Source organism: Clostridium sp. 16K-1-R1 (assembly GCF_023921145.1).
GTDB lineage: Bacteria > Bacillota > Clostridia > Clostridiales > Clostridiaceae > Sarcina > Sarcina perfringens.
In genome coordinates this window covers 2,922,281-2,946,372 of sequence record NZ_CP046515.1, presented here as the reverse complement: position 1 = coordinate 2,946,372, position 24,092 = coordinate 2,922,281, and the positions used below count along the sequence as shown (strand labels likewise).

Below are 24,092 nucleotides of genomic sequence, written 5' to 3'. Positions count from 1 at the left end.
AAGGAGGGTTTTTAAATGTTAGAAATAGAAAAGCCAGTAATTCAATGTGTTGAATCAAACGATAACGGAACATATGGTAAGTTTGAGATAGAACCATTAGAAAGAGGTTATGGAATAACTCTTGGTAATGCATTAAGAAGAATATTACTTTCTTCTTTACCTGGAGTGGCTCCAACTTCAGTTAAAATAGATTCAGTTCTTCATGAGTTTTCAACAATAACAGGTGTTAAAGAAGATGTTACAGAGATAATCTTAAATCTTAAAATGTTAGCACTTACTATGGAAGGTGAAGGACCAAAAACTATTTATATTGATGCTCAAGGACCAGGTGTTGTTACTGGAGCAGATATAAAAACAGATGGTGATGTAGAAGTTGTAAACAAAGATCTACATATCGCTACATTAGACAACGATGGTAAGTTATATATGGAAATCGTAGTTAATAGAGGAAGAGGATATGTTACTCAAAACAAAAATAAAACAGAAGATCTTCCATTATCAGCTATTGCTATAGATTCTATATACACTCCTGTAAAGAGAGTTAATTTCTCTGTTCAAAATACAAGAGTTGGTCAAATTACTGACTATGATAAACTTACATTAGAAATTTGGACTAATGGAACTATAAGAATAGAAGAAGCGATTTCATTATCAGCTAAAATTCTTATAGAGCACTTCAAATTATTCATGACTTTAACTGACAACGCTAATGATGTTGAGATAATGATTGAAAAAGAAGAAGATAAAAAAGAAAAAGCTTTAGAGATGACTATAGAAGAGCTTGACTTATCAGTAAGATCATACAATTGCTTAAAGAGAGCAGGTATAAACACTGTTCAAGAGCTTGCGGGCAAGAGCATGGATGATATGATGAAAGTTAGAAACTTAGGTAAGAAATCTCTAGAAGAAGTAGAAAGAAAGTTAAACGAGTTAGGCTTAAATTTAAGACTAAATGACGAGTAGGTGAGGAGGTAAAGCCATGGCAGGATATCGTAAGTTAGGTCGTCCTACTGATCAAAGAAAAGCTATGCTTAGAAATCTTGTTACAAGCTTCTTAAAGCATGGTAAAATAGAAACTACTGAAACAAGAGCTAAGGAAACTAGAAGCCTTGCAGAAAAAATGATCACTCTTGCAAAAAGAGGAGATTTACACGCAAGAAGACAAGTGTTAGCATTTGTTACAGAAGAAGAAGTTGTTAAAAACTTATTTGACAACATAGCTCCAAAGTACGCTGAAAGAAACGGTGGATACACTAGAATGTACAAAGTTGGTCCTAGAAGAGGAGACGGAGCTGAAGTTGTTATACTTGAATTAGTATAATATATTTCTTTAGAGAGGATTAAGTTTTTACTTAATCCTCTTTTGTCATATAAAATATTTTATATTATTTTTTATCATGAGTATTTTAAATATATATAACAAAGTAATATATAATAAAACAGAATATATTATTTTTACTACTAGTATAAAATTTTAGATTTAACCTATAATAGTTTTGAATTTAAAGGTATATTATGTGTTTAAAGAAATTTTTTAATAAACATATTTTAAGGAAGATAATTTTATATAAAAGGTTAAAATAAGGAAATATCTATTTACAAAATAAAATTATTAATAGTATTATTTTATAAGTAGGTATTTTTTTTATACATAAAAAAATTATTAAACTCAATACATATTGAGAAAAAGAGTTATGTATTTTAACTCTAAAGTAGTTAAAGGTAGCTTTACAGGAGGCTAGTATGGGAGAAAATATGATTAAAAGTGAAGACTTAGTTTTTAAATATGTCAATGCTGAAGAACAAACTGAAAAGGTTGCAATAAATCACGTTTCTATGGAAGTTAAAAAGGGAGAATTTTTAGTTATATTAGGTCATAACGGTTCAGGAAAATCAACTATGGCAAAGCATATGAATGCTTTATTACTTCCTAGTGGTGGAAAGATGTATGTAGATGGATTAGATACTTCTGATATAGAAAATCTTTGGGAAGTTAGAAGAAGAGCTGGAATGGTTTTTCAAAATCCAGATAATCAATTAGTAGCAACAATAGTTGAAGAAGATGTGGCTTTTGGACCAGAGAATTTAGGTGTTGATCCGAAGGAGATAAGAGAAAGAGTAGATGATTCATTAAAAGCAGTAGGTATGTATGAGTATAGAAAACATGCACCACATTTATTATCAGGAGGGCAAAAGCAGAGAATTGCTATTGCGGGTATATTAGCAATGAGACCTAAATGCATAGTATTAGATGAACCTACAGCAATGCTAGATCCTTCAGGTAGAAATGAAGTAATGAAAACTATAAAGGAAGTAAATAAAAAGTTTGGAATTACTATAATACTTATAACTCACTATATGGATGAAGCTGCACAAGCTGATAGAATAATAGTTATGGATAAAGGTGAAAAGGTAATGGAAGGGGTTCCTAGGGAAATTTTTTCTCAAGTAGAAAAAATAAAGTCAATTGGGTTAGATGTTCCTCAAGTTACTGAATTAGCTTATGAGCTTCAAAAAGAGGGAGTAGATATATCAACAGAAATATTAAATATAGATGAGATGGTGAATGCTTTATGTCAATTAAAATAGAAAATTTAAATCACATATATATGCCTAAAACACCTTTTGAAAAAATAGCATTAAATAATATAAACTGTGAAATAGAAGATGGAGAGTTTGTAGCATTAATTGGGCATACTGGCTCAGGAAAATCAACATTTATACAGCATTTAAATGGATTATTAAGTCCTACTAGTGGGAATATAATAGTTGATGGTGTTAATATAGCAGATAAAAAAGTTAAATTAAGCGATATTAGAAAAAAGGTAGGATTAGTATTTCAATATCCAGAGTATCAATTATTTGAAGAGACTATTGAAAAAGATATTGAGTATGGTCCAAGAAACTTAGGAATCAGTGAAGAAGAAATAAGTAAAAGAGTTAAAAAGTCCATGGAGATGGTTGGGCTTGACTATGAAACATATAAAGACAAATCTCCTTTTGATCTAAGTGGAGGTCAAAAGAGAAGAGTTGCCATAGCTGGGGTTATAGCTATGGAGCCTAAGGTTCTTATATTAGATGAACCAACAGCTGGGTTAGACCCAAAGGGAAGAGAAGACATACTTGCTCAAATAAGACTTCTTCATAAAGAGTATGGAATGACTATAATAATGGTTAGTCACAGCATGGAAGATGTAGCTAAGATTGCTGATAGAGTAATTGTTATGAATAGTGGAGAAATAGTTTTAGATGGAAAGATTGCAGAGGTATTTAAAGAGGTTGAAACTTTAGAAAAAATAGGATTGGCCGTTCCTCAAGTAACTTATCTAATAAGAGAGTTAAGAAACAAGGGCTTTAATATATCAGAAGAGATATTTACAATTTCTCAAGCTAAGGAAGCTCTTTTAGAAATAATAAGGAATAATAATTAGGAAGGATAAGAAATTATGTTAAAGGACATTACTATAGGTCAATATATTCCTGGGGATTCTTTTGTACATAAATTAGATCCAAGGACTAAGATATTAATATCATTTATTTTTATTGCTTCATTATTTATAGTAGATAAGTTTTGGGGATATATATTCATAATTGCCTTTTTAGGTGCAACAGTATTAATATCTAAATTACAATTTAAATATTTATATAAAGGACTTAAACCTGTATTTTTATTAATAGCTATAACAGCAGCACTTAATATTTTTATGATAAAAGGTACAGAAGATACCCTTATATGGCATTGGAAGTTTTTATATATTTATAAGGAAGGAATAAGAACAGCTATATTTATGGCATTAAGACTTATCTTGCTTATAATGGGAACTTCAGTATTAACACTTACAACATCACCAATAGAATTAACTGATGGTATTGAAAGTTTATTAAAACCATTTAAAAAGATAGGGGTTCCAGCTCATGAATTAGCAATGATGATGACAATTGCTTTAAGATTTATACCAACTTTAATTGATGAAACTGATAAAATAATGAAAGCACAAAAAGCTAGAGGTGCAGATTTTGAATCAGGAAACATAATACAAAAAGCTAAGAGTTTAATACCACTATTAATTCCTTTATTTATTAGTTCTTTTAGAAGAGCTGATGAGTTAGCTATGGCTATGGAAGCAAGATGCTATAGAGGTGGCGATGGAAGAACTAGAATGAAGATATTAAAGTATTCTAAAAATGATTTTATTTCTTTTGGAATGGCTGGAGTACTTTTAGTTTTATCAATAGTAGTAAGAGTTTTCTAGTATAAATTAAATTTTGTTTTTACATTTAGACTTTTAATATAAAATAAATATTGATAATATAAAAGAAAGACTGCAAATTTGTAGTCTTTCTTTGTTTGAAGAATTAATTATTTATGATTTAAAATATTGTTTTATAAAAAAATAAAGGAATGATTATATGAGGAATATAAAATTAACTATAGAATATGATGGAACATCTTATTTTGGGTGGCAAAAACAGCCTATAGGAAATACTATTCAGCAGAAGGTAGAAGAGGCTATAAAGAAGGTTACTAAAGAAGAGGTAGAAATATTAGGAAGTAGTAGAACAGATTCAGGAGTCCATGCTAAGGCCTATGTGGCTAATTTTAAAACTAATTCTAATATACCAGGAAAAAATTTTAAGGCTGCATTAAATTCAAAATTACCAAAGGATATAGTAATAATGAATTCAGAAGAGGTAGCTGAGGATTTTCATGCTAGGTATATGACTACAGGTAAAACTTATTGTTACACAATACTAAATAGAGAAGAGCCACCAGCCTTAGAAAGAAATTATGTATATCATGTTAAAAAGCAATTAGATGTTGAATCTATGAAAGAAGCATGTAAATACTTTTTAGGAAAACATGACTTTAAGGCCTTTCAAAGACCAGGTGGGACAGTTAAGACCTCTGTAAGAACAATAACCGATATTCATATTGAAACAGAAGGAAATAAAATTAAAATATATGTGTCAGCAGATGGTTTTTTATATAATATGGTAAGATTAATTGTAGGAACATTACTTAAAGTGGGAAGAGGAAAAGAGAAGCCAGAATATATAAAGGAAGTCATAGATTCTGGTGATAGAAAAAAAGCTGGAATTTGTGTTCCTCCAACAGGATTATGCTTAGAAAAAGTTTTTTACTAAAAGTAGATGAAATGTATTGACACGCCCGTAAGCGTGTATTATAATTGTATTTGTTTGTAAGAGAGATGTACGGGATTCAATATGAATCTTAACATAAAGTACGAGGACATATAAAACCTATTTTAAAATTCTAGGGAGGGAAAACGATGAAATCATACATTGCAAAAGCACAAGAAGTTGAAAGAAAATGGTATGTTGTTGACGCTGCTGGAAAGCCACTAGGAAGAGTTGCTAGCCAAGTTGCTTCAATATTAAGAGGAAAGAACAAGCCAACATTTACACCAAATGTTGACTGTGGAGATTTCGTTATCGTTATAAACGCTGAGAAAGTTGTTTTAACTGGTAAGAAATTAGACCAAAAAATGTTAAGAAAACACAGCTTATACGCTGGTGGATTAAAAGAAACTCCATACAGAGAAGTTTTAGAAAAGAAACCTGAATTTGCTTTCGAAGAAGCAGTTAGAAGAATGCTTCCAACAGGCGTTTTAGGAAGAAAAATGTTAAAGAAATTAAACGTGTACAGAGGAGCTGAGCACGATCACGCTGCTCAAAAACCAGAAGTACTTGAGTTAAGATACTAATTATAAGCTCGGGAGGAGGAGTTCAAATGGCAAAAGTTCAATACATGGGAACTGGAAGAAGAAAGAAATCAGTTGCAAGAGTAAGACTTGTACCAGGTGAAGGTAGAGTTATAGTAAATAATAGAGAAATCGAAACATATTTCGGATTAGAAACTTTAAGAGTTGTAGTTAACCAACCATTAGTTTTAACTGAAACTAAAGACAAATATGACGTTTTAGTTAACGTTCATGGTGGTGGATTATCAGGTCAAGCAGGAGCTATAAGACATGGTATATCAAGAGCTTTATTAAAAGCTGACGAAAACTTAAGACCAGAATTAAAGAAAGCTGGATTCTTAACTAGAGACCCAAGAATGGTTGAAAGAAAGAAATGCGGTTTAAAGAAAGCAAGAAGATCTCCACAATTCTCAAAGAGATAATATATTGCTTTTATGGAAAGAAGGAGGAATACCTCCTTCTTTTTTTATACATTTATATATTTTAAAGAAGTTATTTTTAGTTTCAGTTATTAACAAATTAGAAACAAATATGAGAAAATATATGCTTTGACAATAAATATTAAAAAGTTTTACAAATGGCTATATAACTAAGTATTAGAGGAGTATTATTTTAGTTTGTTTTAATAATTTGGATATTATTTGTAGAAAATTTCAATTAATTGGATACTGTATTAAGTTTAGGTTAAAAAGAAGCTTTAAAACTTAACAAAGCAGATATTATATTGTAAAATGTTATAGGATTGATATTTTAAAATTAAAAATAAAATAAGTTTGTATTTTACAAATTAAGCAAAGTGGAGGAGAAGTATCTTGAAAGATGCAATTTTTACCTTAATTCAAGTTGCCGGTGGATTAGGTCTATTCCTTTTTGGAATGAAGTTAATGGGAGAAGGATTAGAAAATGCCGCAGGTGATAAATTAAAAAGTATATTAGAGAAAGTTACTAAAAATCCTATATCAGCAGTTTTAGTTGGTGCCTTTGTTACAATGGTAATACAAAGTTCAAGTGCCACTACGGTAATGGTAGTTGGATTTGTTAATGCTGGACTTATGAATATAGCACAAGCTGCTGGGGTAATCATGGGAGCAAATGTAGGTACTACCATTACTGCACAACTTGTTGCTTTTAAGTTAGATGAAATAGCGCCATTGTTTGTTATAATAGGTGTTGTTTTATTAATGTCAGCAAAACAAAAGAAAAGAAAAGATATTGCTGATATAATATTAGGTTTTGGTATTTTATTTATGGGAATGGGAATAATGAGTTCAGCTTTAAAACCATTAGCTGATTCACCAATGTTCTCAGAACTTATAATGGCTATAGGTGAAAACTGGGTATTAGGAATATTTACAGGTTTAGCACTTACAGCTATATTACAAAGTTCATCAGCTACTACAGGTATATTAATTGCCTTAGCATCAACTGGTTCTATAAATATAAATATAGTTCTGCCAATATTATTTGGATGTAATATAGGTACATGTGTAACTGCGTTGATAGCAAGTATTGGGGCAAATAAAACAGCACATAAGGCTGCTGCCATACATTTAATGTTTAATATACTAGGTACACTTATATTTATACCATTTTTAAAACCTTTAGCATATATTGTTCAAGAGATTAGCCCTGGAGATGTTCAAAGACAAATAGCTAATGCTCATACAATATTCAATATAACTGCTACTATAATACTTGTACCATTAAGTAAGTACATGATTATGATAGTTAACAAATTAATAAAAGGTGAAGATGAAATTGAACTTTGTGGACCTAAGTATCTTGATGAAAGATTATTAGAAACACCAGTAATAGCTGCAGGTCAAGTTCAAAAGGAAACTTTAAGAATGGCTAATAAAGCTAAAGAAAACTTAGAATTAAGTATGAAGGCTTTTAGAGAAAATAATGAAAGCTTAGTTAAAAAAGTATATGATAATGAAAAACTTATAAATATATTAGAAGAAGAAATAACTGCTTACCTAGTTAAATTATCTAAATGTGATTTATCTGCTAAAGAAAGTAATTTAGTAGCATCAACTTTCCATATTGTAACTGATATTGAGAGAATAGGTGATCATGTTGAAAATATAGCCGATTTAACTTTAGAAAAGGTAGGAAGAAAATTAAAATATAGTGAAGATGCTTTAAAGGAAATAGATTATATATATGATCAAACAATTAGAGCTCTAGACATAACAATTGATGCTTATGCAAATGAAAATGTAGAGGAAGCTGGAACTATCTATGAAATAGAAAGAAAGATAGATGCTTCTCAAAAAGAATTTAGAGAAAATCATATTAAGAGATTAAGCCAAGGTTCTTGCAATGCTTATGATGGTGCAATATTTATGGACTTATTAAGCAACTTTGAAAGAATTGGTGATCATTCTACTAACATAGCTGAAAGTGTTATGGAAGTGCATTAAAGATATTAAAGAATACCTAACATTAGGTATTCTTTTTTCTTTTACTTAGAATATTTCTTTATATATAGGAAAAAATAAATTGAGTTTCATAATTCTAAAAGAGATAATATTTTGAAGTATTTACTAGTAAATATATTCTTTTTAGGATTTAGGATTATAATAATTTAGATTTAAATAGGAGGTATTCTTAATGAAGAAAATAATGAAAATAGTGTCAATTATGATGATATCTTTTTTAGTATTAAATATTAGCTTATTAAAGGTTAATGCAGAAGAAAATAATAAGGTAATAGTTATTGACCCAGGTCATGGAGGCATAGATGGTGGCGCAAAGAGTGAAAATGGAGTAATTGAGAAGGACATTAATTTATCAATATCACTTAAAACAAAAGCTGCCTTAGAGAGTAAGGGATATAAAGTCATAATGACTAGAAGTGAGGATGTAGGACTATATACTGAGGGCAAAAAGGTTAGAGAAAAGAAAATAGAAGACTTAGGAAATAGAGTTAAGATTAAAAAAGAAAATAAGTGTGATGCTTTTATAAGCATACATCAAAATATGTTTCCTCAAAAGAATTGTAAAGGGGCACAAGTATGGAGTGCCAACAATGAACCAAGTCAAAAGCTAGGCAAAATAATACAACAAAAATTTAAGGAAGAAGTTGACCAAAATAATAAGAGGGAAGCAAAAGTTGCAAAAAAAGAATATAAGATTTTAAATGATGGATATGAAGGAGCTTCTGTAATAGTTGAATGTGGTTTCTTATCTAATCCAGAAGAATGCGAACTATTAGGTAAAGAAGATTATCAAAATAAAATTGCAAATACCTTAGCAAATGCTATAGATGAATATTTTAAATAATATAATTTAAAGAAAATTTAGTAATGGCAAACTAACTTCCATATCATTTGGGGTAATTGAGTAAAATTTATAAGATGAAAATATAAGGTTTATAATTAAGAAAAATAATATAATAAATAAAAAACATATTAAGAAATTCACTAACTTAAACTTATTCATAAAAGCTCCTAAAAATCATTCCACTATTATATATATTTTAGTAGATTAAGTTATTATGACATTAAAAAAGCTATGCCCTATGAGCATAGCTTTATTTGCTTTTATATATTTTTAAAGCCTTTTCCTTTAACTTCTGAAACGTCCATTATAGTTATAAAGGCATTTGGATCTATATAATGTATTGTATTTTTTAATTCAATCATTTGTCTTGTAGTAACTAGACAGTAAAGCATTTTCTTTCTGTCATGAGTATATTCTCCTTCAGCTAAAAGAGAAGTTACTCCTCTATGAAGATCTTCTATTATATAATTTATAACTTGTTGTTCCTTATCTGTTATTATAAGCAATAATTGTTTTGAATGTATTCCTTTAATAACTTTATCAACTAAAACTGTTTGTACAAATATAGATATAAGAGTATAAAGCGCTGTTTCTAGTCCAAAGAAAATTGCTCCTACAGCAACGATACACATATTTAATACGAAGCTTAATGAACCTATATTAAAATTTGAATATTTTTTACGTATAATCATGGTAACTATATCTGTTCCACCAGTTGATCCACCTTTAGAAAATACTAAACCATAACCAAATCCACAGATAGCACCACCAAAAACACAGTATAGTAATTTATCATCTAAGGTAATAAGATGTGATACTGGTGCTGTTATCATTAATGAAAGTGATAAAGCTAGCATTCCTATAGCTGAGTTAAATGTAAACTTCTTTGATAGTTTAAAATAACTAAGTATAAATAATGGAATGTTTATAAGTAAAACAACAATACCTGAGTTAACTCCCATTAAGTATTGAAAGATAAGTGCAATACCTGTTGCTCCACCACTAAGAAGTTTTGCATTTGATAAAAATAGGTTTACTCCTAAAGATGCAATAAAGCAACCTATGAGAATAAATGCATTATCAATTAGTAATTCTTTTTTCTCTTTGATGTAATTCATTGGGATTCTCCTAAATTTACAATAAATAATTTCATAGGTAATTATAATGCTTTTTTTGGTAAAGTAAAGCCAATAAATACATTGAAAAAGCAACTAATGTGTTTTTATGGTAAAATACATTGTATATACTAAGAATTTCATTAAATTAATAGTAGAAGGTATATCTTAAGAAAATCGTAATAAATAAATAGGTTAATTTTAATTTTCCTCCTTTACTATTTAGAGGAGGCATAAGTTTAAGGAGTGCTTTATTATGGAAAAAGAAAAGTTTAATGTTTTAGTTGTAGATGATGAAAAAGAAATAAGAGATGCAATAGATATATATTTAAGAGGAGAAGGAATAAATGTAATAAAGGCTGGAGATGGATTTGAGGCCTTAGAGATTTTAGATAAGGAAGACATACATCTAGTGGTTTTAGATATAATGATGCCTAAGTTAGATGGAATGAGAACTTGTTTAAAAATAAGAGAAAGTAGAAATATACCAATAATATTACTATCAGCAAAATCAGAAGATAGTGATAAGATATTAGGTTTAAACATAGGGGCAGATGATTACGTTACAAAACCTTTTAATCACTTAGAACTTGTTGCAAGAGTAAAATCTCAATTAAGAAGGTATGATTATCCTTTAAATAGGGAAAATACTCAAGATTTAATAGTAATAAAAGATTTAACTATAGATACTGTAAATAAGCAGGTTTCTTTAAGAGGAGAAAATATAAAATTAACTGCAACAGAGTATAAGATATTAACACTTTTAGCATCACATCCAGGAAGAATATTTTCAATTAAGGAAATTTATGAAAGAGTTTGGGAAGAACCTTTTTATAAAAGTGAAAATACAGTAACAGTTCATATAAGAAGAATGAGAGAAAAAATAGAAATAAATTCGAAAGAACCTGAGTATATAAAGGTGGTGTGGGGACTTGGGTATAAAATTGACAAATAGTTTTTCAAGATGGTGGAAAAACTATAGCCTTTCAGTAAGAAGCATAGAAAATATGTTTATAGTAATATTTGCTGTGTTTATACCTGTTTTATATATTATCTTATTTGGAGGATACTCCTTTGATAATATAGCAAAATTAAATTCTAAGGCAAATCCTGATATATGTAATAGAGTTATTTATAGGGATGCATTAATAAATCCACATAAGTATAAAGAGTGTAGGTTATTAGCTCAATCTGTAGATATATCAGATTTTCTTTATAATGAGACTAACTATTTAAGCAAATTAGATAGCTTAGAGACAAAAGAACAAAAACAAGCATTTATTGCAAAGCTTCAAGAAAGGGCTACTAGTTATTCTGGTGTAGTTCTTATAAATAAGAAAACAGGAGAATATTACTCTAATAGAGTATGGTTTTATGAAAAACCTTATAATCTTTCAACGCCAAAAGAAGTTTTAGAAAGTTTATCTAAAAATGATAATGTAGTCTTTAAAGAAATAAATTCTTCAGATAATTATGAAGAAATATATTTCTCAAGAGGAGAACTTTATGATTCTGAAATAAATTCAATTAGAATTGCTTTTATAGCAACTATGACTACAACTCTTTTAATGTTACTTTTAATCATAAAAAAATTAGTTATGATTAAAAATATGGGAATAAGAGCATATAAAGACAGCTGGAAAAATGGATATTTCTTTAGATTTTTAGATAGTTTAAATGTTTTAATAACAAAGAAGATGTTTATAGAAGAATTTTTAAAAGATAAGGTTGTTATGTTTGTTATTTCATTTACTATAATATATATTCTTATAAATGGATTTATGAGAAATATAGAATTTGTATGGAAGCAATATCACTATGTTTTAACAGACAATAGATACCTATGGATAATTCCAATTGTTTTAGTTATTCATTTTATAGTAAAGTTTATAAGAAAATATGATGGATTAGATACTGTAATAAAAGGAATAGAAAAAGTTAAAAAAGGTGATACGGATATAGAGATAAAAGATAATGACGATAGACAAATAAGGGAATTAGCAGATGATGTTAATGATTTAAGATTAGGCTATAAGGAACTTGTTGAAGAAGGTATAAAGAATGAAAAGTTAAAAACTGAGCTTATATCAAATGTTTCACATGATTTAAAAACTCCATTAACATCCATAATAAATTATGTAAATATACTTCAGTTAAATAATATAAAGGAAGAGGAAAGAAAAGAATATATAGAAATACTAGATAAAAAATCTCAAACTTTAAAGAAACTTATAGATGATTTGTTTGAGGTTTCTAAGATGTCTTCAGGAAAGGTAGAATTATTTAAATACAATATAGATATAATTCAACTTGTATATCAATGTATAGCTGAAGTAGAAGATGTATATTCAGAAAAGGAAATTGAATTTAAAATAAATGGGCCAGAGGAATGCATGGTTAAAATAGATCCTCAAAGAATGTCTAGGGTATTCCAAAACCTAACTACTAATGCTTTAAAATATAGTTTAGAAAAAACTAGGGTCTATGTGGAAATAAAAGATTTAGAAAATTACGTGGAAATATCATTTAAAAATATTTCTTCCTATGCTTTAGATTTTGATGAGAAGGATATTTTAGAAAGATTTGCAAGAGGAGATGAATCAAGAAATTCAACCATAGAAGGATCTGGATTAGGATTAGCAATCGCTAAAACTATTGTAGAACTTCACAACGGAAAGTTTAGGGTTGAATGTGAAGGTGACTTATTTAAAGCCTTTGTAATAATTCCTAAAAATAAAGATGATAATAATGAAGAATAATAACATAGAGGTTGTTTAACTTAATTTCAATAAATTTTAAAAAATCTATAGCTGTAAAAATTTATGAAGGTTTTTAATTAACATATTTAAAAATAAAGTTATAAGGAGTATAATTACTATATAATAATTTTTATTGTATAAATATTATGATTTTAAAGAAGGTGTAAGAAAATGAGTTGTTTATTTTTAGAATATCCTAAATGTAGTACTTGTAGAAAAGCTAAGAAATGGTTAGAAGCAAACAATATAGATTTTACAGATAGAATGATTGTGGAAGAAAATCCTACTAAAGAAGAATTAAAGGCTTGGTACGATAAGAGCGGAGTTAAATTAAATAAGTTCTTTAACACTTCAGGCAAGCTTTATAGAGAGATGAATCTTAAGGATAAAGTAAAAACAGCTAGTGAAGATGAACTTTTAGACATCTTATCAAGCAATGGTATGTTAGTAAAAAGACCTTTACTTATAAAAGAGGATTTAGTTCTTATAGGATTTAAGGAAGAAGAATGGGCTGAAAATTTAAAATAATAAAAAGACTACAGAGTAAATATCTGTAGTCTTTTTATTTATGCCTACTTAAAAGCTCTAGTACTCTTATTGCAGAAGTAACTTTAAAATGTCAATAATCATTATTAGTCGAATAAAACTAAAAAAAGAAAATATGACTTATATAATAAGAGTTATTCATAGAATAAGCTAACTTTTTCAAGAAATCTGAGTTTTACAAAACAACTTTAAATTATTATAATAAATTGTCAAGATATTGTGCGAAATTTAAAAATAATTACTATATATTGTGGAGGGCTAGTTGATGACACTATTAGAGAGATATTGTGCATGGTCTATAGAAGAACTGAATGATGAAACAGGATTATATACTGAAGAAAAGTTAATGGTTGCTTTAGATAATATAGTTACATCAAAAATGGGAGAAAAAGAGATAATAAAATCTTTCATACAAGTTTCGTTAGAGTTAACTTCTCAAGTAGAACCAAGATGGCAGGAAATTGCGGCGAAGTTATATGTTAAAAATTTATATGAAGAAGTAAGAGTAAATAGAGGACTAGAAGAAGGGGCAAATCCATATGATAATTTCTATGGTTTTATAAAGGAACTTACTGATAAAGGATTATACGGAAAATATATTTTAGATAATTACTCTAAGGAAGATATAGAAGAATTAGAAAAAGAAATAAAAAGAGAGAGAGACTTTTTATTTACATACAGTGGAATAAATTTATTAGCAAAAAGATATTTAGTTCAAGATTTTAATAGATTACCATTAGAACTTCCTCAACAAATGTTTATGGGAATTGCTATGCACCTTGCTATCCCTGAGAAGAAGGAAAAAAGACTTTATTGGGCAAAAAGATTTTATGATGTTTTAAGTTCTATAAAGGCTACAATGGCTACTCCAACTATGTCTAATGCTAGAAAGCCATTCTACCAATTAAGTTCATGTTTTATAGATACTGTAGATGATAGCTTAGCTGGTATATATAAATCATTAGATAATTTCTCAAAGGTTTCTAAGTTTGGTGGCGGAATGGGAATTTATATGGGTAAGGTAAGAGCCTTAGGCTCAGCCATAAGAGGTTTTAAAGGTGCATCAGGTGGAATTATACCTTGGATAAAATTATTCAATGATACAGCCATAGCTGTTGACCAATTAGGAGTTAGAAACGGATCAGTTGCTATTTGGTTAGATGCATGGCATAAAGATTTACCAGAGTTTCTTCAAATAAGAACAAACAACGGAGATGATAGAAAGAAAGCTCATGATATATTCCCAGGACTTTGTTATCCAGATTTATTCTGGAAGTTAGCAGAAAATGATATAGATGCTAACTGGTATATGATGTGTCCTCATGAAATAAAAACTGTTAAAGGATATTCTTTAGAAGATTTCTATGGGGAAGAATGGGAAAAGAAATATTATGAGTGTGTAGAAGATGATAGAATAGAAAAGAGAGTTATGAGTGTTAAGGATATTGTAAGACTTATCATAAAAAGTGCTGCAGAAACAGGAACACCATTTGCTTTCTATAGAGATACAGTAAATAAATTTAATCCTAATAAACACAAAGGAATGATATATTCATCAAATCTTTGTACTGAAATAATGCAAAACATGAGTGCTATGGAGATAGAACAAACAGAAATTAAGGACGAAAATGGTGATGTAGTAGTTATTGAAAAAACTAAGCCAGGAGACTTTGTTGTTTGTAACCTTTCTTCAGTGGTATTAGGAAATGTTGATGTTACATCAGATGAAGAAGTGGAATACGTTGTTGAAACTCAAATAAGAGCAATGGATAACGTAATAGACTTAAATTATTATTCAGTTCCATTTGCTGAAATAACAAACAAGAAATATAGAGCTGTTGGATTAGGAACATCAGGATACCATCATATGCTTGTAAATAATAAGATTGTATGGGATTCAGAGGAACACTTAAACTTTGTAGATAAAGTTTATGAGAGAATAAACTTCTATGCTATAAAAGCTAGTTTAAACATAGCAAAGGAAAAGGGAAGCTATCCATTATTTGAAGGATCCGACTGGAGTAATGGTGATTATTTTGAACTAAGAGAATATAATTCACCACAGTGGAAAGAACTAAAAGAAGAGATTGCTAAATATGGTATGAGAAATGGATACCTATTTGCGGTAGCTCCAAATGGTTCAACTGCCACTTTAGCTGGAACTTCAGAGGGGGTAGATCCTGTTATGAATAGATTCTGGTTAGAAGAGAAAAAAGGAAGCATAACTCCAAAGGTAGCACCTGGATTATGTCAAGAAAATTTCTGGTACTATGTTTCAGCTTACAATGTAAATCAAGAATTTACAGTTAGAGCAAACGGAGTAAGACAAAGACATATAGACCAAGGACAATCATTTAACCTTTATATAACTACAGATTATACTATGAGACAAATAATGAATCTTTATATTTCAGCTTGTAAAAATGGAGTTAAAAGTATTTATTATGTAAGAAGTAAATCTCTAAGTGTTGACGAATGTGAGAGTTGTTCAGCTTAGAATATAAATTAAGAATTTTAAAGATACTCATCTAGGCTTAGGTGAGTATCTATTAATTATAGATAGAGAAATAAAGAGATGAAAGGTGACGTAAAATGGAAATAAATAAAAGACCGCTTTTTAATGAGTTTGGAGATATTGAAACTAATAAAAAGAAAATGATAAACGGTAATACAACTAATTTAAATGACTTTAATAATATGAAATATACTTGGGTTTCAGAATGGTACAGACAAGCAATGAATAATTTCTGGATACCAGAGGAAATAAACTTAGCTCAAGACTTAAAAGATTATAAAAAGTTGACTAAGGAAGAAAAAACAGCATATGATAAAATCTTATCTTTCTTAATATTTTTAGATTCAATACAAACAGCTAACCTAGGAAATATAAATAGTTATATTACTGCTTCAGAAGTTAACTTATGTTTAACTATACAAGCTTTCCAAGAAGCGGTTCACTCACAAAGCTATAGTTATATGCTAGATAGTATTTGTTCACCAGAGGAGAGAAACGAAATATTATTCCAATGGAAGGATGATGCTATATTACTTCAAAGAAATAAATTTATAGGAGACTTATATAATAATTTCTTAGAAGATTCAAGTATGGAAAACTTTATAAAATCAGTAATGGCTAACTATATTTTAGAGGGTGTTTATTTCTATTCAGGATTTATGTTTTTCTATAATTTAGAGAGAAATGGAAAAATGCCTGGTTCAGCTCAAGAGATTAGATATATAAACAGAGATGAAAATACTCATTTATGGTTATTTAGAAGTATAATAAAAGAATTAAAAGAAGAAATACCAGAAGTATTCACTAAAGAGTTAAAAGAAGAATTAAGAGAAATGGTGAGAACTGGTGTTGAACATGAAATCGCATGGGGTCACTATGTTATAGGTGATAATGTTACTGGAATAAATAAAAATCTTATAGAAAGATATATAAAATATATAGGAAACTTAAGAGTTAAAGCTATAGGTTTAGAGCCTTTATTTGAAGGATATAATGAGAATCCAGCACCATGGGTAGATTATTATGCTGATGCAAACCAAGTAAAAACAGACTTCTTTGAGGCAAAATCAACAGCATATGCTAAAGCAGGAGCTTTAATAGACGATCTATAAAAATAGAATTTAATATTTAATTGCATGAATTATAAAGAGAGCTATATCAATACTATTTATGAGAGAATTTATAAATATAAAATTTATGAATTCTTCTAAGTTAAGGTTTGATATAGCTTTTTTATGCCTATACTAAAATTCATATATAAATAAGAATGATTTAAGTGGTAATAGATTAAGAGTTAATGGAAGATAATTACTAAAATTAGAGTTTATTATAAATGAATTTATTTTATAGAATAAATAAGTTTAAATTTATAAGCATAAGTTAGTATTTTAAAGATTTAATAAGATAATTTTAATTAAATGAGTTATACAATAATGATAATCATTTTCAATAAGTAAGGTTTTATGTTAATATAGCATCATAGAAAACAAAAAAACATTTGGAGGTTAAGTATGGCTAAGATGATGGGACCTCGTTTCAAAATGTGCAGAAGACTTGGATTAAATGTAGTTGGACATCCAAAAGCAATGAAACGAGCTGATAGAGGAACAAGCAGAGCAGATAAGAAATTATCTGATTACGGTATTCAATTATTAGAAAAGCAAAGATTAAGAGCTTACTACGGTGTTATGGAAAGACAATTTACTAGATACGTAGATCAAGCTTTCAATAGTAAAGAACAACCTGGTGAGGCTTTACTTATGATTTTAGAATCAAGACTTGATAATATGGTATATAGAATGGGTTTTGCTAGCTCAATAAGACAAGCAAGACAAATGGTTAACCATGGACATTTCTTAGTAAATGGAAAGAAAGTTAATATACCATCTTTCAGATTAAATATAGGTGATGAAGTTGTTTTAAGAGAAAAATCAAGAAAAACAGAAATGTTTGTAAACAACTTTAAAGATAGCATAGGAAGTGAAGTTCCTTACGTAAGTAAAGAAGAAGATAACTTTAAAGGAATTTTCACTAGAAAGCCTAAGAGAGAAGAAATTCCAATAACAATACAAGAGCAATTAATAGTTGAATTCTATTCTAAATAATAGAAATACTGTATAACTTGTTTAATATTAAATTTAGTTTTAATTATTAGCTGTTCCCGTAGTTAAAACTAAAAAAGTCTTGTCATAATTATACTTCAGAATGTTACTAAACTCTTACTAATAAAAAAACACTTGGAGATGTGCTGGTCTCCAAGTGCTTTTTTCTTTTATTATTTTTTTACATCTATATTATACTTTTTACATTTCAAAGAAACTGTTCTATGAGTTAATCCTAAAGCTTTTCCAGCCTTATTAAAGGATTTGTACTTCTTCATAGCTGCTTCTATTATTTGTTTTTCATATTCTTCAAAGGGAAGTATATGATCAATATCAATATTTAAATTAAAAGACTTTGATTCAACTGGCTTTAAATATGAAGGCAGATAAGAACTATCTATATAATCTCCATCACAAAGATTTATGGCCCTTTCCATTATATTTTCAAGCTCACGTATATTTCCAGGCCAAGAATACTCAATTAGTAGATTAAGGGCATCTTGTTTTATTCCTAATATAGTTTTATGTAACTTTTTATTTAGCTTAGTTATAAAATGTTCGGCTAGTTCAGGAATATCTTCTTTACGTTCTCTAAGTGGAGGAAGATTAATACCTAAGACATTAAGTCTGTAATAAAGATCCTCTCTAAAGGAACCCTCTTCAATCATTTCTTCTAAATTTCTATTAGTTGCAGCAATAACCCTCACATCAATATTTCTAGGAGTTATTCCTCCAACACTTTCAATCTCTCTTTCTTGTAAAACTCTAAGGAGTTTAACTTGCATTGATAAGGGCATATCACCTATTTCATCTAAGAATATAGTACCTGTATCAGCAATAGCAAATTTACCAGGTTTGCTTTGAACTGCCCCAGTAAAAGCTCCCTTTTCATATCCGAACAATTCACTTTCTAAGAGATTTTCAGGAATTGAAGCACAGTTAACCCTTACGAAAGGCTTATTTTTTCTATTACTATTATTGTGTATAGCCTTTGCAATAAGTTCCTTACCTGTACCACTTTCACCACGAATAAGAACAGTTGATGTGGTTTCTGAAGCCTTTTGACACATGTACATTATATCCTTTAGAGTTCTAGTTGAACCTATAATATTATTAAAAGAAGAATTTTTAGATAACTGTCTTAAAAACTCATTTTTATAATAATCTAATTCCTGTTCAGATTTATTTAGTTTTGACATAAGTTCTTTAATTAAACTAACTGGTCTAGAAGTAGAAATAACTCCTTTAAACTGTCCATCAATAAATAAAGGATCAATAGTACTTATAACATTTATACCGTTTTTCTTATGAATTACATCTTTTAATAAAGTTTTTTCTTTAAATACTTTAGCTCTAAGTCCATTAGGAGCAATATCAAAAATACTTTTTCCTATAACATCAGAACTAACTTTAGAAAAGTTTTTAATATATGCAGGATTTAAATAATTTATTATACCATTTTCATCTACAAAGCAAATCATATCCTGTGAATTTTCAAGTATCTTAGTAAATTTCTCATTTATTTCTTTCATACCTATAATATCAGATACATCTTGAATAACACTTACAGCCCCTATAATCTTATCGTTTATGAAAAGAGGAGAGCTATTTACTAAGCCAACTCTGTTATTTATATGAAGAGTTGAGCCATACTTTTTTAAATTACTAAGCATAACATGAGGAAGCTGAGATGATGGAATAACTTCATTAATCTTTTTTCCTTTAACATCTTTTTTATTGCATCCAATAAATCTTAAAGCATATTGATTAATTGTTATTATATTTTGATCTATATCTATAACAACAATACCTATTGGCAAACTTTCAAGAACCTGTTCATTAGCTACTATGCTAGCATCTATTATTTCATCTATTTCACTATCCTCAGATTCAATGGGATTATTTATGTTTTTATCAATAAACTCAAGAAGAGATTGAACAGCTAACTTTTCAATCATTCCTTCATTTTTAGATCCAATTAATATACTTTCATTAGGCAACACCTTAAGAGAAAGTATTGCAAGCATACTTATTCCAAGCCAATCTGTATAGGATTCTTTTTTTATATAGAGTTTAACTTTATACTTAGACTCTATTTCAGAAGCCTTATTAACAATCATAGCAGAGTATCTAGTGTGTAATCCTAAGGGCGTCTTTATAATCAATTCTCTTGAATACATGGAGTAAATCACCGTCCAAAGTTTTATTTTTTTATGAATTTATATAAAAAGTGAATAAGGTTGATATTTTTTATCAAGTATTAATAATATATTATCAGAAAAAAGTACTATTTTAAAGGCTTTATGTATATATATCTTAATAAAAAGATTATTTCAAAAAGAAAATTTGATAAAAAATATCAATGGTAAAATTAGTTTGATATTTTTTATCACATTTAGTATAATAAAAACAACTAATATGACTGAGTATTTTAACGTAAGTTTTTAATAAATAAAATATTTTTATAAGATTTATAGGCATTTTTACTAGGGTTTATGAGTATAATATATTTTGAAAAATATTAATAATTAAAAACTTGGCACGCAAATTGCTGTTATATATAAGCAGTGAATTTGAAAAGTGAATTTAGTTGAATTGTGATTGATATTTAATGTTGTATTTAGTTGAGTACGAACTTAAAGGAGGACTACATAATGAAAAAAGGTATTGCTGCTTCAAAAGGATATGCAATAGGAACTGTATTTATACAAGAACATGAGGAAATAATAATATCTGATGCGAAGGTTTCAGATATAGCAGCTGAAAAAGAAAAATTATCTAAAGCTTTAGCTCAATCAAAAGAGCAATTAGAAGCAATAAAAGAAAAAACAGCTAATGAAATTGGAGAACATGAAGCTCAAGTTTTTGAAGCTCATTTAATGTTATTAGATGATGTAGAGTTTACTGGTCAAATGGAAATGACTATAGAAAATGACCAATTAAACGCTATGAAAGCTGTTCAAAATGTTACAGATACTTTCGTTATGATATTTGATTCTATGGATGACCCTTACATGAGAGAAAGGGCAGCAGATATAAAAGACGTTTCTAAGAGAATAATAGCTAACCTAGCTGGCAAGGGTGGAAACGGAATGGAAAATGTAGGAGCTAACACTGTTGTTGTAGCTCATGACTTAACACCTTCAGATACTGCTCAATTAGATAGAAGTAAAGTTATTGGTTTCTTAACTAATATCGGGGGAAGAACTTCTCACTCAGCTATAATGGCTAGAACTTTAGAAATACCAGCTGTTGTTGGATTAGGTAATATAACAACTTCAGTTAAAAATGGGGACACTGTAATAGTTGATGGTATTGAGGGTGTAGCTATAATCAACCCAGATGAAGCTACTATAAACGAATATAAAGCTAGATTAGAAAAATTTAAAGCAGAACAAGAAGAATTAAAGAAGTTAATAGATGTTAAAACAACTACTAAATCAGGTAGAAGAATAGAGGTTTGCGGAAACATAGGTAAACCAGAAGATATAGATCAAGTTTTAGCAAATGGTGGAGACGGAGTTGGACTATTTAGAACTGAGTTCTTATACATGGACAGAGATGAAGCTCCAACTGAAGATGAACAATTTGAAGCATACAAATATGTTTTAGAAAAAGCAGATGGTAAGCAAGTTGTTATCAGAACATTAGATATCGGTGGAGATAAAACTCTTCCATACTTACCATTACCAGAAGAGATGAATCCATTCTTAGGATACAGAGCTATAAGATTATGCTTAGACAGAAAAGATATCTTTAGAGTTCAAATAAGAGCTTTATTAAGAGCTTCTGTTTATGGAAATCTTGCAGTAATGTTCCCAATGATTTCAGGATTAGAAGAATTCCAACAAGCTAAAGCATTTGTTGAAGAATGCAAAGCTGAGTTAAAAGCAGAAGGTATAGCATACTCAGATTCAATTCAATGGGGTATCATGGTTGAAATCCCAGCTGCAGCAGTTTATGCTGATGAATTAGCTAAGCATGTTGATTTCTTCTCAATAGGAACTAACGATTTAATACAATATACATTAGCTGCTGACAGAATGAGTGAAAAGGTATCATACCTTTACAATCCAATGCATCCAGCTGTATTAAGATTAATCAAAATGACAATAGATGGAGCTCACAAACATGGTAAGTGGGTAGGAATGTGTGGAGAGATGGCAGGAGATGAAAGAGCTATACCAACATTAGTTGAATATGGTTTAGATGAATTCTCAATGAGTGCTACATCAATCCTAACTGCTAAGAAAATAATAATGGAACAAGAATAGTCAATAATATTAAAAATTAATATAGAACACTCAAAACCCTAAGTTTTGGCACGAATTAATTCGTGCCTTTTTTTTATAAAAAAATAAGTTTTTATAAAATTAAATTATTTATTATTGAGTTTTAGGTAAAAATAATAATAATTTAAATAAAGGAGGTGTATTTTTTGTTAAAAGTAATAAAAAATATTGAGGTTTATGACCCAGAGTATTTAGGGAAAAAGGATATTGTTATATTAAGTGATAAGATTGAAGGATTATATGATTCTGTGAATATTCCTAAAGATTTTATAAACATACAAGTAATTGATGGAGAAGGGATGATAGCTGTACCAGGCTTTATAGATTGTCATGTCCATATAATTGGTGGCGGTGGTGAAGGTGGTTTTAGAACCAGAACTCCAGAATTACAATTAAGTAGTATAGTAAAAGGTGGAATAACTACCCTAGTAGGGTGTATAGGAACTGATGGTGTTTGTAGAGATATGAAAGGATTAGTGGCAAAAGCTCATGCTCTTTGTGAAGAGGGAGTAACTTGTTACTGTTATACTGGGTCTTATGATGTACCTGTAAATACCATAACTAAAACTATAAAAAGTGACTTATTATTAATAGATAAAGTTATAGGTGTAGGGGAAATAGCATTATCAGACCATAGAAGTTCTCAACCAACATACGAGCAATTCGTCAATATAGTAGCTCAAGCAAGAGTTGGAGGACTTTTATCAGGAAAGGCTGGAATAGTAAATGTTCATTTAGGTAATGGGAAAAGAATGATTGAATATATAACTAGACTTATAAATGAAACAGAGATTCCAGCAAATCAAATAATTCCTACTCATATGGGAAGAAGTAGAGAGCTTTTTGAAGCAGGAATAAATCATGCTAAGGCTGGAGGCCAAATTGATTTAACCACATCTTCAGATCCTCAACATTTAGAAGAAGGAGAAGTAAGAGCAGGTGAAGGGCTTAAAAAGCTTTTAGATGCTGGAGTAGATATAGAAAAAATAACTTTTTCTTCAGATGGTAATGGAAGTATGCCATTATTTGATGAAAATGGAGAGCTTAAAGGTTTAGGAATCTGTTCTGTTGAAAGTCTTTTTAATGAAGTAAAGGAAGCTATAAAGCTTGGAGTACCTTTAGAGAAAGCAATAAGAGTTATAACTAGTAATGTTGCCAATGTTTTAAAACTATCTCATAAAGGATTTATATCAACAGGAAAAGATGCAGATATAATTTTATTAGATAAGAAAAATTTAGACATAAATTCTGTTATATCTAGAGGTAATATTTTAATGGATAATAAAAAATTATTAGTAAAAGGCACCTTTGAATAACAAAATTATAAAAATTAGATAATAATTATTATTTGTAACATTGACTTAATTTTTTAAATATAATATAATTGTAAATAATAAAGTACCCCTTAGGGGTATATCGGGAGGCGTATATAATGGTAAAACATATAAATGATCAAGATTTTAATACAGAAGTAATAGAAGCAAGTGAAGTAGTAGTTGTTGATTTCTGGGCAACTTGGTGTGGACCTTGTAAAATGATAGCACCAGTTATAGAAGAATTAGCAAATGAAATGGAAAATGTTAAATTTGTAAAGGTTGATGTTGATAAAAACCCAGGTTCAGCTGGAAAATATCAAATTCAAAGCATACCAACTTTATTAATATTTAAAGATGGAAAAGTTGTTGATACTTTAGTTGGCTTTAGACCAAAGGCTGCATTAGTTGAAGCCATCAAAAAATACGTTTAATAAGC

General features: G+C 28.9%; 21 protein-coding genes. 19 read left to right on the top strand and 2 right to left on the bottom strand.

Features of this window, described 5'->3' with window-relative positions:
- Positions 1-15: 15 nt before the first annotated feature.
- From GOM42_RS13165 to cwlD, 10 genes are all read left to right on the top strand, one after another.
- Positions 16-963, top strand: coding sequence for a DNA-directed RNA polymerase subunit alpha (locus tag GOM42_RS13165; protein ID WP_003454404.1), 948 nt, complete (start codon positions 16-18; stop codon positions 961-963).
- Positions 964-979: 16 nt separating this feature from the next.
- Positions 980-1,321, top strand: coding sequence for a 50S ribosomal protein L17 (gene rplQ, locus GOM42_RS13160; protein WP_003454231.1), 342 nt, complete (start codon positions 980-982; stop codon positions 1,319-1,321).
- A 422-nt stretch (positions 1,322-1,743) separates the two neighbouring features.
- The gene (locus tag GOM42_RS13155; RefSeq protein ID WP_003454376.1) at positions 1,744-2,589 is read left to right on the top strand and encodes an energy-coupling factor transporter ATPase; all 846 of its coding nucleotides are present in this window, start codon (positions 1,744-1,746) and stop codon (positions 2,587-2,589) included.
- Positions 2,574-3,431 (top strand): energy-coupling factor transporter ATPase, encoded by an 858-nt coding sequence (locus GOM42_RS13150; RefSeq protein WP_003454522.1) that lies wholly within the window; start codon positions 2,574-2,576, stop codon positions 3,429-3,431. Before GOM42_RS13155 ends, GOM42_RS13150 begins: the two co-directional genes overlap by 16 nt.
- Before the next feature lie 15 nt (positions 3,432-3,446).
- Positions 3,447-4,253, top strand: a complete 807-nt coding sequence (locus tag GOM42_RS13145) for an energy-coupling factor transporter transmembrane component T (protein ID WP_003454368.1) — start codon at positions 3,447-3,449, stop codon at positions 4,251-4,253.
- Between the two features lie 157 nt (positions 4,254-4,410).
- Positions 4,411-5,145: a tRNA pseudouridine(38-40) synthase TruA gene (truA, locus tag GOM42_RS13140; protein ID WP_003460461.1), complete on the top strand. Its 735-nt coding sequence runs from the start codon at positions 4,411-4,413 to the stop codon at positions 5,143-5,145.
- Between the two features lie 146 nt (positions 5,146-5,291).
- Positions 5,292-5,726: a 50S ribosomal protein L13 gene (rplM, locus tag GOM42_RS13135; protein WP_003454462.1), complete on the top strand. Its 435-nt coding sequence runs from the start codon at positions 5,292-5,294 to the stop codon at positions 5,724-5,726.
- Positions 5,727-5,752: 26 nt separating this feature from the next.
- Complete coding sequence (gene rpsI, locus GOM42_RS13130) at positions 5,753-6,145, top strand: 30S ribosomal protein S9 (RefSeq protein ID WP_003454434.1); 393 nt, start codon at positions 5,753-5,755, stop codon at positions 6,143-6,145.
- A 390-nt stretch (positions 6,146-6,535) separates the two neighbouring features.
- Complete coding sequence (locus tag GOM42_RS13125) at positions 6,536-8,149, top strand: Na/Pi cotransporter family protein (protein ID WP_003454505.1); 1,614 nt, start codon at positions 6,536-6,538, stop codon at positions 8,147-8,149.
- Between the two features lie 190 nt (positions 8,150-8,339).
- Positions 8,340-9,011: an N-acetylmuramoyl-L-alanine amidase CwlD gene (gene cwlD / locus GOM42_RS13120; RefSeq protein WP_011591131.1), complete on the top strand. Its 672-nt coding sequence runs from the start codon at positions 8,340-8,342 to the stop codon at positions 9,009-9,011.
- Positions 9,012-9,271: 260 nt separating this feature from the next.
- Here cwlD and GOM42_RS13115 read toward each other — a convergent pair whose 3' ends face one another.
- Positions 9,272-10,129, bottom strand: coding sequence for a YitT family protein (locus tag GOM42_RS13115; RefSeq protein ID WP_003454377.1), 858 nt, complete (start codon positions 10,127-10,129; stop codon positions 9,272-9,274).
- 253 nt (positions 10,130-10,382) lie between these two features.
- Here GOM42_RS13115 and GOM42_RS13110 point away from each other — a divergent pair, with 253 nt between their 5' ends.
- The 6 genes from GOM42_RS13110 (at position 10,383) to rpsD (ending at position 18,051) form a co-directional block, all read left to right on the top strand.
- A complete protein-coding gene (locus GOM42_RS13110) occupies positions 10,383-11,081 on the top strand; it encodes a response regulator transcription factor (RefSeq protein WP_003454428.1) in 699 nt (232 codons plus the stop codon).
- A complete protein-coding gene (locus tag GOM42_RS13105) occupies positions 11,059-12,885 on the top strand; it encodes a HAMP domain-containing sensor histidine kinase (RefSeq protein WP_003457943.1) in 1,827 nt (608 codons plus the stop codon). Before GOM42_RS13110 ends, GOM42_RS13105 begins: the two co-directional genes overlap by 23 nt.
- A 171-nt stretch (positions 12,886-13,056) precedes the next feature.
- Positions 13,057-13,413: an arsenate reductase family protein gene (locus GOM42_RS13100; protein WP_252597668.1), complete on the top strand. Its 357-nt coding sequence runs from the start codon at positions 13,057-13,059 to the stop codon at positions 13,411-13,413.
- A 283-nt stretch (positions 13,414-13,696) separates the two neighbouring features.
- Positions 13,697-15,928, top strand: a complete 2,232-nt coding sequence (locus GOM42_RS13095) for a ribonucleoside-diphosphate reductase subunit alpha (protein ID WP_003482361.1) — start codon at positions 13,697-13,699, stop codon at positions 15,926-15,928.
- Positions 15,929-16,023: 95 nt separating this feature from the next.
- A complete protein-coding gene (locus tag GOM42_RS13090) occupies positions 16,024-17,058 on the top strand; it encodes a ribonucleotide-diphosphate reductase subunit beta (RefSeq protein ID WP_003454288.1) in 1,035 nt (344 codons plus the stop codon).
- A gap of 399 nt (positions 17,059-17,457) precedes the next feature.
- Positions 17,458-18,051, top strand: coding sequence for a 30S ribosomal protein S4 (rpsD, locus tag GOM42_RS13085; protein WP_003457936.1), 594 nt, complete (start codon positions 17,458-17,460; stop codon positions 18,049-18,051).
- Between the two features lie 170 nt (positions 18,052-18,221).
- Here the strand turns inward: rpsD and GOM42_RS13080 are convergent, their stop codons facing one another.
- Positions 18,222-20,228: a sigma 54-interacting transcriptional regulator gene (locus tag GOM42_RS13080; RefSeq protein WP_003457867.1), complete on the bottom strand. Its 2,007-nt coding sequence runs from the start codon at positions 20,226-20,228 to the stop codon at positions 18,222-18,224.
- Positions 20,229-20,702: 474 nt separating this feature from the next.
- On the opposite strand from GOM42_RS13080, the gene ptsP reads away from it, so the two are divergent.
- The 3 genes from ptsP to trxA all read left to right on the top strand — a co-directional run bounded on the left by ptsP (position 20,703) and on the right by trxA (position 24,087).
- Positions 20,703-22,322 (top strand): phosphoenolpyruvate--protein phosphotransferase, encoded by a 1,620-nt coding sequence (ptsP, locus tag GOM42_RS13075; RefSeq protein WP_003457916.1) that lies wholly within the window; start codon positions 20,703-20,705, stop codon positions 22,320-22,322.
- A gap of 164 nt (positions 22,323-22,486) precedes the next feature.
- Positions 22,487-23,656, top strand: a complete 1,170-nt coding sequence (gene iadA, locus GOM42_RS13070; protein ID WP_003457933.1) for a beta-aspartyl-peptidase — start codon at positions 22,487-22,489, stop codon at positions 23,654-23,656.
- A gap of 116 nt (positions 23,657-23,772) precedes the next feature.
- Entirely contained in the window at positions 23,773-24,087 is a 315-nt protein-coding gene (trxA, locus tag GOM42_RS13065; RefSeq protein ID WP_003457895.1) for a thioredoxin, read from the top strand.
- The last annotated feature ends 5 nt before the right edge of the window (positions 24,088-24,092 follow it).

Excerpts from the sequence above, each read along its gene's own strand:
- GOM42_RS13080 (WP_003457867.1), bottom strand. The coding sequence starts at position 20,228 with ATGTATTCAAGAGAATTGATTATAAAGACGCCCTTAGGATTACACACT.
- GOM42_RS13155 (WP_003454376.1), top strand. The coding sequence starts at position 1,744 with ATGGGAGAAAATATGATTAAAAGTGAAGACTTAGTTTTTAAATATGTC.
- GOM42_RS13150 (WP_003454522.1), top strand. The coding sequence starts at position 2,574 with ATGTCAATTAAAATAGAAAATTTAAATCACATATATATGCCTAAAACA.
- GOM42_RS13100 (WP_252597668.1), top strand. The coding sequence starts at position 13,057 with ATGAGTTGTTTATTTTTAGAATATCCTAAATGTAGTACTTGTAGAAAA.
- ptsP (WP_003457916.1), top strand. The coding sequence starts at position 20,703 with ATGAAAAAAGGTATTGCTGCTTCAAAAGGATATGCAATAGGAACTGTA.
- rplM (WP_003454462.1), top strand. The coding sequence starts at position 5,292 with ATGAAATCATACATTGCAAAAGCACAAGAAGTTGAAAGAAAATGGTAT.
- GOM42_RS13115 (WP_003454377.1), bottom strand. The coding sequence starts at position 10,129 with ATGAATTACATCAAAGAGAAAAAAGAATTACTAATTGATAATGCATTT.
- GOM42_RS13110 (WP_003454428.1), top strand. The coding sequence starts at position 10,383 with ATGGAAAAAGAAAAGTTTAATGTTTTAGTTGTAGATGATGAAAAAGAA.
- rpsI (WP_003454434.1), top strand. The coding sequence starts at position 5,753 with ATGGCAAAAGTTCAATACATGGGAACTGGAAGAAGAAAGAAATCAGTT.
- rpsD (WP_003457936.1), top strand. The coding sequence starts at position 17,458 with ATGGCTAAGATGATGGGACCTCGTTTCAAAATGTGCAGAAGACTTGGA.
- GOM42_RS13165 (WP_003454404.1), top strand. The coding sequence starts at position 16 with ATGTTAGAAATAGAAAAGCCAGTAATTCAATGTGTTGAATCAAACGAT.
- cwlD (WP_011591131.1), top strand. The coding sequence starts at position 8,340 with ATGAAGAAAATAATGAAAATAGTGTCAATTATGATGATATCTTTTTTA.
- GOM42_RS13090 (WP_003454288.1), top strand. The coding sequence starts at position 16,024 with ATGGAAATAAATAAAAGACCGCTTTTTAATGAGTTTGGAGATATTGAA.
- GOM42_RS13145 (WP_003454368.1), top strand. The coding sequence starts at position 3,447 with ATGTTAAAGGACATTACTATAGGTCAATATATTCCTGGGGATTCTTTT.
- rplQ (WP_003454231.1), top strand. The coding sequence starts at position 980 with ATGGCAGGATATCGTAAGTTAGGTCGTCCTACTGATCAAAGAAAAGCT.
- GOM42_RS13095 (WP_003482361.1), top strand. The coding sequence starts at position 13,697 with ATGACACTATTAGAGAGATATTGTGCATGGTCTATAGAAGAACTGAAT.
- trxA (WP_003457895.1), top strand. The coding sequence starts at position 23,773 with ATGGTAAAACATATAAATGATCAAGATTTTAATACAGAAGTAATAGAA.
- truA (WP_003460461.1), top strand. The coding sequence starts at position 4,411 with ATGAGGAATATAAAATTAACTATAGAATATGATGGAACATCTTATTTT.